Origin of the sequence: Streptomyces sp. PA03-1a (genome assembly GCF_033792805.1) — a bacterium.
In the GTDB taxonomy this organism is placed as follows: domain Bacteria; phylum Actinomycetota; class Actinomycetes; order Streptomycetales; family Streptomycetaceae; genus Actinacidiphila.
Genome location: NZ_JARAVO010000013.1, coordinates 55,608 through 67,030 on the forward strand (window position 1 = coordinate 55,608; position 11,423 = coordinate 67,030).

Annotated in this window: 10 protein-coding genes; 5 read left to right on the plus strand and 5 right to left on the minus strand. The window is 74.0% G+C overall.

Annotated elements, in window-relative coordinates; genetic code table 11:
- Positions 1-257: 257 nt before the first annotated feature.
- A complete protein-coding gene (locus PV341_RS04770; RefSeq protein ID WP_500321693.1) occupies positions 258-644 on the minus strand; it encodes a peptidoglycan-binding domain-containing protein in 387 nt (128 codons plus the stop codon).
- A 250-nt stretch (positions 645-894) separates the two neighbouring features.
- Here PV341_RS04770 and PV341_RS04775 point away from each other — a divergent pair, with 250 nt between their 5' ends.
- Complete coding sequence (locus PV341_RS04775; RefSeq protein ID WP_500321990.1) at positions 895-1,662, plus strand: hypothetical protein; 768 nt, start codon at positions 895-897, stop codon at positions 1,660-1,662.
- A 3-nt stretch (positions 1,663-1,665) separates the two neighbouring features.
- Here PV341_RS04775 and PV341_RS04780 read toward each other — a convergent pair whose 3' ends face one another.
- Positions 1,666-2,478, minus strand: a complete 813-nt coding sequence (locus PV341_RS04780; RefSeq protein WP_500321694.1) for a GntR family transcriptional regulator — start codon at positions 2,476-2,478, stop codon at positions 1,666-1,668.
- A gap of 386 nt (positions 2,479-2,864) precedes the next feature.
- Between PV341_RS04780 and PV341_RS04785 the strand changes: the two genes are divergently transcribed.
- The gene (locus PV341_RS04785) at positions 2,865-3,902 is read left to right on the plus strand and encodes a DUF2637 domain-containing protein (RefSeq protein WP_500321695.1); all 1,038 of its coding nucleotides are present in this window, start codon (positions 2,865-2,867) and stop codon (positions 3,900-3,902) included.
- 100 nt (positions 3,903-4,002) lie between these two features.
- Here the strand turns inward: PV341_RS04785 and PV341_RS04790 are convergent, their stop codons facing one another.
- Positions 4,003-4,452 carry an ATP-binding protein gene (locus tag PV341_RS04790; RefSeq protein ID WP_500321696.1) on the minus strand — a complete coding sequence of 150 codons (450 nt, stop codon included), beginning with the start codon at positions 4,450-4,452 and terminating at the stop codon, positions 4,003-4,005.
- 156 nt (positions 4,453-4,608) lie between these two features.
- Here PV341_RS04790 and PV341_RS04795 point away from each other — a divergent pair, with 156 nt between their 5' ends.
- Positions 4,609-5,262 (plus strand): GntR family transcriptional regulator, encoded by a 654-nt coding sequence (locus PV341_RS04795; RefSeq protein ID WP_499514690.1) that lies wholly within the window; start codon positions 4,609-4,611, stop codon positions 5,260-5,262.
- 2 nt (positions 5,263-5,264) lie between these two features.
- Positions 5,265-5,759, plus strand: a complete 495-nt coding sequence (locus PV341_RS04800) for an OsmC family protein (RefSeq protein WP_500321697.1) — start codon at positions 5,265-5,267, stop codon at positions 5,757-5,759.
- Positions 5,760-5,801: 42 nt separating this feature from the next.
- On the opposite strand, the gene PV341_RS04805 is transcribed toward PV341_RS04800, so the two are convergent.
- On the minus strand, positions 5,802-7,217 hold the full coding sequence (locus tag PV341_RS04805; RefSeq protein WP_500356817.1) for a glycoside hydrolase family 47 protein: 1,416 nt from the start codon (positions 7,215-7,217) through the stop codon (positions 5,802-5,804).
- Positions 7,218-7,307: 90 nt separating this feature from the next.
- Between PV341_RS04805 and PV341_RS04810 the strand changes: the two genes are divergently transcribed.
- Complete coding sequence (locus PV341_RS04810; RefSeq protein WP_500356820.1) at positions 7,308-10,490, plus strand: alpha-mannosidase; 3,183 nt, start codon at positions 7,308-7,310, stop codon at positions 10,488-10,490.
- Here PV341_RS04810 and PV341_RS04815 read toward each other — a convergent pair.
- Positions 10,448-11,423: protein phosphatase 2C domain-containing protein (locus PV341_RS04815; protein ID WP_500356822.1), on the minus strand; the 976-nt coding region annotated here is incomplete at its 5' end. The two genes, PV341_RS04810 and PV341_RS04815, sit on opposite strands and share 43 nt — an antisense overlap.

Below are 11,423 nucleotides of genomic sequence, written 5' to 3' on the forward strand. Positions count from 1 at the left end.
CGGGGGGGCGGGCGGCCGGTGTCCGCCGGGCGGTTGCAGGACGCGTTGTGGGAGGGCGGGCCCCCGCCGAGCTGGCGCAAGACCCTGAAGGTCCACGTGCACCGGCTCCGCCGTGAGCTGGGCCTGGAGGAGCGGCTGCACCACGGGCCGCAGGGCTTTCGCCCTGCCGCCGCCCGGGGTCCCCGTGGGATCCCGAAGGGCCGTGGGGACCCCGGTGACGACCACCCCGACGGGGGGCGTCCGGGAACCGGGTCCGGTCAGAGCGCGCAGTCGCGGTTGGGGATGTACAGATCGAGCCAGGTGTTGGACCCGACGACGCCGTCCACGCCACCGGGCGTCCGGTTGCAGCGCTGCACCGCGCGAACGGCCTCGTCGGTCTTCGTCCCGAACTCGCCGTCCTCGGACAGCCAGTAGTCGTAGGCGCTGCTCCCCACGTTGATGAGGCACTGGATCTGCTTCACGGCGGCCGCCGTGCTCGCGTTGTAGGGGCCCTTCTTGAGCGTCGGGCGGTACCAGTCGTTCACGTAGTTGCACTCTCCGTAGGTGTCCGCCGCGTGCGCCGCGGTCGGTGCCACCAGCCCTCCCAGGCACAGCGCGGCGACGGTGGCACCCACGGCGCCGATGCGGGCACGGTTCATGCGCATGATCTGTCCCCTCCACGAACTGCCGGATACGCGACCCCCCTTCGAGGGCCGGTGAACAGCGTCCGCCCCGCCGGATGCGGTACGGATGCGCCGTGGTTGCGCCACGGTTGCGAGCGGGACCGGCCAACTGGGAGGCAGGAAATCGATCACACGCCGTCCGCCCTCTTGGCGTGGCACCCGGTGTCGTGCTGGACTTCGGCCCAACCGGCTCGATGACGCGCTTCGGGGAGGGCAAGTGGCGGACACCGCCATGTCGGACGCAGAGGTGGGACCGACGGTGCCGGGCGGTGGTGCGCCGCCCGACGTGTCGCGGCTGCGGGGCCGCGGGTGTTGGGCGGAGGCCGCACAGTTGCTGGCGCCCCACGCGGAGCGGTCGCCGGCGGCGGCGACGCAGCGGGCGGCGTTGCTGATCGAGCGCTGCATGTTCACCCTGGACGGCTGGGCGGAGGCCGAGGACGCCCTGCGCTCAGCGGAGGCCCTGGCCCGTACGGACGACGAGCGCGGCGAGGCCGCCTGCGAACGCGGCAACCTCGCGTACGTGGCGACGCTCTTCGGGATCCGCGACCGGGCCGACGAGGCGCGCGCCGCCTTGATGCGCAGCGCCGCGCTGCTGGCACCCGGTGCTGCGGGGCGGCCGCTGCTGGACTTCCGGCGCGGCCTGATCGCGGAGAACCTGGGCGACGACCCGGACGCGGCGAAGGCCGCGTACCGCCGGGCGCACGCGGGGGCGGTGGCCCACGACGACGTGCTGCTGACGTCCTACACCTGGCGGCACCTGGCCGGGCTGGCGGCCCGCGACGGCGACCTCGCCGAAGCCCGCCACGGCTTCACCGAGTCCCTGCGGATCCGTGTGGAGCTCGGCCATGCCGTCGGGGTCGCGCCCGCCCTGACCGCGCTGGCCGGGGTCGAGCCGGACCCCGAGGCGCGGCGGCTGCGCGCCGAGGCGGCGCGGCTGTTCCGGATGCTGGGCGGGGTGCCGGTGTGGCTGGCCGGGGAGCTGGACGTGGACGCCGGCTGAGCGTCACGCCCCGGAGAAGTGCTCGCGCACCAGTGACTCGACGGTGCTGAGGTCACCGGAGACCAGCGCCTCCAGCAGCGCCGCGTGCTGCGTGGCGTCGGCGATCAAGCGGGCGCTGATGCCGCGCACCGGGGCGGCCCCGGGACGGGCGTGGCCGTGGTCATCGGTGACCGGCCACTGCGACCTGCGGTGCAGCTCGTCGGCGACGGCGACGAGCTGCCGATTGCCGGAGAGCTCCAGCAGGGCGCGGTGGAAGGCGCGGTCCGCCTCGGCGTAGGCGGCGCGGTCGCCGAGGGCCGCGGCGGCCACCGTGGCCTCGGCGAGCGGGCGCAGCTGCTCCCAGCGGGACGCGGGGAGCGTGCGGGCCAGCCGCAGCACGACGGGGACCTCCAGGAGCGCGCGCACCTCGGCGAGGTCGGCGAGGTCCCGGCTGCTGCGCTCGGCGACCCGGAAGCCCTTGTTCGGCATGGCCTCCACCGCGCCCTCGCGGGCCAGCAGCTGCATCGCCTCGCGCACCGGGGTGGCGGAGACCCCGAAGCGCTCGGCGAGCGCGGGCGCGGAGTACACGGCCCCCGGGCGCAGCTCGCCGGTGAGCAGGGCGCCGCGCAGGGCACGCAGGACCTGGTCCCGCACGGTGTGCCGCTCGGGCAGCCGGCGCGGCCGGGGGAGCCCTTCGGCGCGGTCCGGAACGGCCTCGGTGCCGGGCTCGGCGTGCGGGTGGGCACCCCGGACACGTTCGTCGTGGCCGGGCGGCACCCCGGGGGCCGCCGCGGCGGGCGCCGCAGGGCGCCGCGCGGCGCGGTGGGCGTACTCCACAGAGGCTCCTTAGGACAGTCGTGTGCGCTGGCGCACTCCCGTGGGGAACGTGCGCCGCCATCTATTGCAACACGCTCCGCGACCGGCTTCGAGCCCCCTGGGCGAAGGCTCTCCCCCGGCAAGATCGTCCGAGGCTTGCCACATCTCATGTGGATCTTTCGCCCATGTCATCCGATCACCCGTCAGGTCACAGGTTTCGACTCGATCAACTGAACCAAACCCGCTCCCCAGTTCGAGTATTCTGACGATCTCGTCCCACGCCACCCCTCCGTTGGCGTTCTCTTGCCCTGAAACCGCATCGCGCGCCCGAGGCGTTCGCCAGGATGGCGCGCGGACGCCGTCTCGCGGCCCGAGCGCGACGGTACTGCGACGCAAGGAATCGCTCGATGAGACTTACGGACACAACGCTGGACTGGGCGCTCCCGTGCGCCGTGGGTCTGGCGGTCCTCGCCGCCGCGGCGGTGTTCCTGCGCAACCGCAAGGCCCGCAAGGAGGAGACGGGTCAGGCCGATTCCTGGGAGCGCTCGGAGGAGCGGCGTCGCAAGAAGGAGGCCCTGTACGGCACGGCCTCCTACGTCCTGCTCTTCGGGTGCGCCTCGGTCGCCGCGGCGCTGTCCTTCCACGGCCTGGTCGGCTTCGGCCAGCAGAACCTCGGCCTCTCCGGAGGCTGGGAGTACCTGGTTCCCTTCGGGCTCGACGGCGCGGCCATGTTCTGCTCGGTGCTCGCCGTGCGGGAGGCGAGCCACGGTGACGCGGCGCTGGGCTCGCGCCTGCTGGTGTGGCTGTTCGCGGGCGCGGCGGCCTGGTTCAACTGGGTGCACGCGCCCCGCGGCGGCGGCCACGCCGGCGCCCCGGAGTTCTTCGCGGGCATGTCGCTCTCCGCGGCCGTGCTCTTCGACCGCGCCCTCAAGCAGACCCGCCGGGCCGCCCTGCGCGAGCAGGGGCTGATCCCGCGGCCGCTGCCGCAGATCCGCATGGTCCGCTGGCTGCGTGCGCCCCGCGAGACGTACGGCGCATGGTCGCTGATGCTGCTCGAGAACGTCCGCACCCTGGACGAGGCCGTCGAGGAGGTTCGCGAGGACCGCGCCCGCAAGGAGCAGGAGGCCCTGCGCCGCCGCGAGCACGAGCGTCTGGAGCGGGCCCGCATCAAGGCGATCAACCGGCAGCACCGGATCTGGAACCGCGGCGGCAGCAAGTACGAACTTCCCTCCTCGGCCGCGGCGGGTGCCCAGGCCGGCGCGGAGCCTGCCATAGAACCGGAGAAGGCCGAACTGCCCTCGCGCTCCCGGCCCGCCCTGTCGCCCGTCCGTGAGGAGGTCGCCCGTGCGACGATCGACCTCACCGCCGAGGACGACACCATGGCCCTCCCCAAGCTGGACTCGCTGGAGCGCAAGCTCGCCGACCTGGAGCGCCAGTACGGCTGATCCCACGCATCTGTGACGCCTCGTCAAATTCGCTGCCCCGGCCCGGACCTCCGGCCGGGGCAGCGGCGCGTCCGGAGGCGCCGGCGCGGCCGGCTGCGGGTCAGCAGGCCCCGGCGTCGAGTTCGAACCAGACGATCTTCCCGGTGCCGTCCCCGTCGGGGCGCACCCCCCAGGCGTCGGCGAGCGACTGGACGAGCAGCAGTCCGCGGCCTGAGGTGCGACGGTCGGAGGGGGCGCGCAGGCGCGGATGACGGGTCGTGAAGTCACGGACCTCGACGCGCAGGCGGTGGTCGGCCCCGGCCAGCAGCGTCACGGTGAGGACGGCGCCGCGGTCGGTGTGGCGGAGGGCGTTCGTGACGAGTTCGGTGGTGAGGAGTTCGGCGGTGTCGGCGAGGGCGGGCACGCCCCAGCTCCGTAACGCCTCGCGCAGCAGCCTGCGGACGTCGGCGACGGCCGGCAGGTCGGCGTGCTGGACAGGCCGGTGCAGCCGGCGCGCCTCGACGGGCCCCCCGGCCTCCCTGCCGCCCGGCTGGACAGGCTGACGTTCCATCGGCTCCGCTCCGGCCGCTGACGCCCTTTCGGGTTCGAACATCTACGCGCAATGCATGCCCCACCGTGACCACGTCCAGTCATGGACCGGGGACGGAGCGCTCCTGTATCCACTGTATGCATTGCATGCAATGCATACAGTGGATACAGTGGTGGGGTGCAGCAGACGGACGCCGCGCGCACGCGGCTGCGGGAACTGATCCTGGACGGGGTGTACGCGCCCGGCCAGCGCCTGACCGAGCTCGAGGCCGCGGCGGTGCTGGCCATGAGCCGTACGCCGGTGCGGGAGGCGTTCCGGGCGCTGGTCGCCGACGGGCTGGTGCGCTCGGCGGGGCGCGGGGTGAGCGTGGTCGACATGGGGCCGGAGGCGCTGCGTCACGCGTACCAGGTGCGGGGCGTGCTGGAGGGCCTGACGGCGGAGCTGGCCGCGGAGCGGCAGCGGCGCGGGGAGATAGCGCCCGCCGAACTGACCGCGCTGGAGCGGCTCGCGGCGGACGCGGAGGAGGCCACGGCCGCGGGCCGGCTGGTCGAGGCCGTCCGGCACAACCGGCGCTTCCACGCCCGGATCGCCACCCTGTCGGCGAACCCGGTGGCCGCCGGGTCGCTGGAGCGGCTGTGGGACCAGATCCAGGTCTCCACACGGCGTTCGCTGGCCGCACCGCTGCGCCCCGGTCAGGTCGCCGCGCAGCACCGCCGGCTGCTCGCCGCGATCGCCGCCGGCCACGCCGGGGAGGCCCACGCGGCCGCCCGTGAGCACGTCATGGACACCTGTGCCGCCTACGAGCGGGACGGGGCGGAGGAGGAGCGTTAGCCGTGCCCGACATCAGCAAGCGCCACACGTACACCACCGAGGTCGTCTGGACGGGGAACCGGGGCACGGGCACCGGCACGTACCGCGGGTACGGCCGGGAGCACGAGATCGCCGCGCCCGGTCTGCCCGTACCGCCGATACCCGGCAGCTCCGACCCCGCCTTCCGCGGCGACCCGGCGCGCTGGAACCCCGAACAGCTGCTGCTGGCCGCGCTGTCGCAGTGCCACATGCTGTCGTACCTGCACGTGTGCACGGTCGCCGGTGTCGTGGTCACCTCCTACACCGACCGGGCGGAGGGCACGATGGAGGAGACCGCCGACGGCGGCGGCCACTTCACCCGGGCCTTGCTGCGGCCCCGGGTGGAAGTGGCCTCCGCCGCCATGGTGGACGCCGCCGTCAAACTCCACGCGGACGCCAACCGGCTGTGCTTCATCGCCAACTCCGTGGCCTTCCCCGTGGACCACGAGGCGGAGGTGACGGTCACGGCGGGCGGCTGACCGTCCGCCGTGGACCGTCCGCCGCCCCGTGCGGCGCCCGGGTCAGCGCAGGCCGCGCAGGACGTTGCCCTCGGTGGTGAGGTAGTGGGAGCGGTAGTCGAAGCGGCGCGCCCGGGCGAACAGCAGGTAGTAGTACTTGGCGTTCTCGCTGAACCAGTAGGCCGGGGTCAGGTCGCCCAGCTTCATGGGGCGGGCGGTCACGTCACGTACCACGGTGTACCCGTTGGCCACCTTGCAGTACTGCCTCTGCCGCCGGAACATCTCGGCGGCCCGCTGCCGGTAGAGCTCCTTGCCGGTGGCGAGCCACAGGAAGAGGCAGGAGTCCACGTACTCCGGACGCAGCGGGTAGGAGGCGTCCAGGGCGCTCATGCCGTGGTAGTCGAGGCTCTCGGGCGGCAGGCGGAAGGAGCGCAGGGTGGCGGCCCAGCTGTCGTGGTAGGCCTCGCCCTCGGCGACGCGGCCGCTCTGGGCGAGCAGTCCGGCGTAGAAGGCGGTCAGTTCGGACTGCGCGTGCCCGGTGCCGACGCCCGTGCGCATGTCGGCCTGGCGGAACCAGAGCCGTCCCGAGCGGCGCTCGGTCAGGTGCGTGAGGACGGCCGCGGTGAGGGTGGTGTACCAGGTGCGCATTTCCTCGTCGCGGTAGAGCTCCCAGCCGTCCCAGAGGTACTCGTAGAAGGAGTCGACGGGCGGGTCGAGGGTGGCGGTGGTGCCCGTCCACGCGCCGGTCTCGACGTTCATTCCGGTGCCGAGCAGGTCCAGCCGTGAGCGGCGGTCGTAGACGGCGCACAGGGCCTTCTTGGCGGCGTCGTAGTACTTCCGGTCGCCGGTGAGCCGGGACAGCTCGCCGAACTCGGTGATGCAGGTGCCGATCTCGGCGAGGTAGTTCTCCTTGCCGGAGACGGCGCCGGTGACCAGGTTCACGTAACGGTAGGGGGCCCCGGTGGGCGACCGGGTGAAGGCGGGCAGCAACCGGTCCGCCAGTTCGCGGGCGCGGTCGAGCAGGACGGGTTCCTTGGTGGCCAGGTGTCCCGAGAGCAGTCCGCCCACCAGGCGGATGATCGTCTCGAAGACCTGCACGGGGGCGTCCTGGCCGAGCACGAGGTCGTCGCGCACCCACTGGACGCCGGCGTCCAGCTCCTCGTCCAGCTCCATCAGGTAGAGGGTGTCCAGCGCCTCGACGATCGTCAGGCCGAGGGTGCTGCCCGGGATGAAGAAGTCCGAGCCGGCTCCGGCGAGCGGCCGCAACTCGTCGCGTCCCCAGGCGAGTCTGCGGTAGGCGTCCCAGGCGCTGCGGAACTCGGTGACGGACGCGCGGGCGAGCGCCGCGTACGGGTCGGTGGCGGCCGCCGCCGTCCCGGGCAGGGACACGGAGGGGACGGCGGCGATGGGGGCGAGCCGTGCGGCGGCACCGAGCAATCTGCGCCGGGAGAGCCCGCCGGGACGCGCGATTTTTCTCATGCTCCGAAAACCCCGTCCGCCTTCCGGGCGTTACGGGACACCAGCGCATTGACGGGGAATCCATCCGGTGAGCCGACCCGAGGAGCTGAGATGCACGACGACCGTCTGCTGGTCGAGGGCCGTCTGACCAGGGCCATGAACCAGTTCGTCCGGCCCGCCCGCTACGCCGACCGGGTGCCGCTGGGCATGTCGGTGTGGCATGTGGAGGACGGGAAAGGGGGGCCCGTGCCGGTCGGTGAGGCGCTGAAGGCCTCGTCGGACGGAGCGTTCGAACCGTTTTCCGTGGGCACGCTCTGGGGGCCGCCGTGGTCGACCAGCTGGTTCCGGCTGGAGGGCACGGTGCCGGCGGCCTGGGCGGGCCGCCGGGTCGAGGCCGTGATCGACCCGGGGTTCGGGAACGACGGCCCGGGCTTCGTGGCCGAGGGGATGGTGTACGACGCCGAGGGGGTGCCGATCAAGGGCGTCCACCCGCTCAACCGCCATGTCCCGGTGGCCGGTCCGGCCGCCGGGGGCGAACGGGTGAGCCTGCTGCTGGAAGCCGCGGCCAACCCCGCCGTGCTCCGTGACTGGCGTCCGACCCCGCTCGGCGACGTGCTGACCGCGGGGTCCGAGCCGCTCTACCGCTTCGACACCGCCGAACTGGCCGTCCTGGACGAGGACGTCTGGCACCTCGTGCTGGACGTCGAGGTCCTCGAGGGCCTGATGCACGAGCTGGACTTCCACGATCCCCGGCGCCACGAGATCCTGCGCTCGCTGGAGGACGCCCTGGACGCGCTCGACCTGCACGACGTGCACGGCACCGCCGCGGACGCGCGTCGCGAACTGGCCGGGGCACTGTCCCGGCCCGCGCACGCCAGCGCGCACCGCGTCTCGGCGACCGGCCACGCCCACATCGACTCGGCGTGGCTGTGGCCGCTGCGGGAGACCGTCCGCAAGGCCTCCCGCACCTTCGCCAACGTCACCGCGCTCGCCCGCGACTACCCCGAGCTGGTCTTCTCCTGCTCGCAGGCCCAGCAGTACGCCTGGGTGAAGGAGCACCAGCCGGTGGTGTGGCAGCGCATCCAGCAGGCCGTCAGGAACGGCAACTGGGCGCCCGTCGGCTCCATGTGGGTCGAGTCCGACGCCAACATGCCCGGCGGCGAGGCGCTGGCCCGGCAGCTCGTGCACGGCAAGCGCTTCTTCCTGGACGAACTGGGCGTGGAGACCGAGGAGGTCTGGCTGCCGGACACCTTCGGCTACACCGCCGCCTTCCCGCAGCTCGCGAAGCTCGCGGGGGTCCGCTGGTTCCTCACCCAGAAGCTGTCCTGGAACCAGTCCAACAAGATGCCGCACCACACCTTCTGGTGGGAGGGCATCGACGGCACGCGCGTCTTCACCCACTTCCCGCCCGTCGACACCTACAACGCGCAGCTCGCGGGCCGCGAACTGGCGCACGCGGTGCGCAACTTCGCCGAGAAGGGGCGCGCCACCCGCTCCCTGGTGCCGTTCGGCTGGGGCGACGGCGGCGGCGGTCCCACCCGGGAGATGCTGGAGAAGGCGCGCCGGCTGCGTTCCCTGGAGGGGGCGCCCCGCGTCGAGATCGAGAAGCCCGCCGCCTTCTTCACGGCGGCCGAGGCCGAGTACGGCGACCGGGCCCCGGTGTGGTCCGGGGAGCTCTACCTGGAGCTGCACCGCGCGACGTACACCACGCAGGCCAAGACCAAGCAGGGCAACCGGCGCAGCGAACACCTGCTGCGCGAGGCCGAGTTGTGGTGCGCGGCGGCCGCGCTGGGCGCTGCGTCCTCGTACGCCTACCCGTACGAGGAGCTGGACCGGATCTGGAAGACGGTGCTGCTGCACCAGTTCCACGACATCCTGCCGGGCAGCTCCATCGCCTGGGTGCACCGCGAGGCGCGCGACACCTACGCGGCGGTGCGGGAGGAGTTGGAGGACCTGATCGCTGGGGCGGTGCGGGCGCTGGGCGGCGACGGGTCCCAGGGCTCCCCCGCCCTGCTCAACGCCTCGCCGTACGCCCGGGAGGAGGTCGTCGAGCTGGACGTCACGGCGGCGGCCGCCCTGCCGGAGGGCAGCGGCGCGCAGCCGCTGGCGGACGGCCGGGCGGTGGTGGCCGCGAGCGTCCCGGCGCTTGGCACGGCGGCCGCCCTGGACCGCCGGGGCGCCGCTGCCGCGGACCCGGTGCGGGCGGTGCGGGAGGGCGGGCTGATCGTGCTCGGCAACGGCCTACTGCGGGTCGCCGTCGACGCGGACGGGCTGCTGGCCTCCGTCCGCGACCTGACCGCCGGCCGGGAGGTGCTGGCGCCGGGGAAGCGCGGCAACCTGCTGCAGCTGCACCCCGACCACCCCACCAAGTGGGACGCCTGGGACATCGACCGCCACTACCGGCGCAAGCACACCGACCTGACGTCGGCTCAGTCCGTCGAACTCGTCGAGGAGGGCCCGCTGCGGGCCGCCGTCCGGGTCGTACGGGCCTTCGGCAGCAGCCGGGTCGTCCAGGAACTGCGGCTGACCGCCGGCAGCCGCCGGCTCGACGTGCTCACGGAGGCCGACTGGCACGAGTCGGAGAAGGTGCTGAAGGCGTCCTTCCCGCTCGACGTGCTCGCCGAGCGCTCCACCGCCGAGATCCAGTTCGGGCACGTGCACCGCCCCACCCACGCCAACACCGGCTGGGACGCGGCCCGGTTCGAGATCTGCGCCCACCGCTGGCTGCACGTCGGCGAGCCCGGCTACGGGGTGGCGCTGCTCAACGACTCCACCTACGGCCACGACGCGAGCCGTTCCGGTACCGACACCACCGTCCGGCTCACCCTGCTGCGCGCCCCACACAGCCCTGATCCGCACACCGACCAGGGCACGCACCGCTTCACCTACGCCCTGCTGCCCGGAGCGGCGGTGGGCGAAGCGGTCGCGGCGGGGCTCGCGCTCAACCTGCCGCTGCGGCGGGCGGATTCACTGCCGCCGCTGCAGCCGCTGCTGCGGGTCGGTCACCCCGGCATCACCGTGGAGTCGGTCAAGCTCGCCGACGACCGCTCCGGCGACGTGGTGGTGCGCCTGTACGAGTCGCGGGGCGACCGCGCCTCGGGCGCGCTCACCACGGGCTTCCCGCTCGCCCGCGCCCGGGTCACCGACCTGCTGGAGAGGCCGCTGGAGGACGCCGAACGCGAGGGCGACGCGGTCGCCGTCGCGCTCCGCCCGTTCCAGATCCTGACGCTGCGGCTCACCCCGGGGCCGCGTCAGGCATCCCAGACGGCGACCGCCGTACGGTCGTCCGCGTAGCCCTTGACCCGGGTCTGGGTGTCGCCGAGGAAGGCCGGCAGGCCGGGGGGCTCGGCGGCGCCCCACCGCTGGGTCAGGCGGGCGACGAGGGCGGGCTCGCCCCGCAGCGGCCCGGCCAGTCCGCCACTGCACAGCAGCAGGGTGTCGCCGGAACGGGCCACGGAGGCGCGGAAGCGGAAGCGTACGGCCGGGCTGTCCTCGGTCTCGGCGCGCTCGTCGGGCCGCCAGGGGTCGAGGTCCTGCCACTCCCCGCCGCGGATGCGGTAGAGCCCGCCGTCGCCGACTCCGAAGAAGAGGCGGATGCGGCAGTCGGGGTCGGCGGGCAGCAGCAGGCAGCGGAGCGTGGCGCTGTACTCGGCCGGGTCCAGGCCCAGGTCCTCGCCGCGGGCGCGCAGCCGTCCGTAGCAGCGGTCGGTGAGCCGGTGCAGGCCGGACTTCAAGGAGCCCCGGCGGGAGGCGCGGATGTCCTCGCTGAGCCGGACCTGGCTACGGCCCACCGCCGCCGCCATCCAGGTGCAGGCGTCGCGGGCCGCGCGGTGGGCGGTGTCCGAGGTGCGCGGGCCGGTGGCGGCGGCGATCAGCAGCAGAGCGTCGTCGCCGCTGCCGAAGCGGGCGGTCAGGACCGCGTCGCGGCGCGGCTCGCCCCGGTAGCGGGCGGAGTCGCCGCGCACCGAGGCCGTGCGGATCGTCAGCAGGCCGTACCGGGCGCCGTCGAGCTCCGTGTCCGGGACGAGGTCGTCGAGGTCGTCCGGGTCGGCCGCAGGCCAGGCGGTCGGCTCGGGGTCGTACGTGGGCGGGCCGTCGCCGACGTACGGCACCGCGGGGAGGGTGGGCTCCGGCCGGCCGGCCGGTGCGGACCGGACGGCCGGCGCGGGAGGTTCCGGGGGCGCCGCGGACCGCGCGGGGTCCGGGGCGCCCCCGGAACCTCCCGCG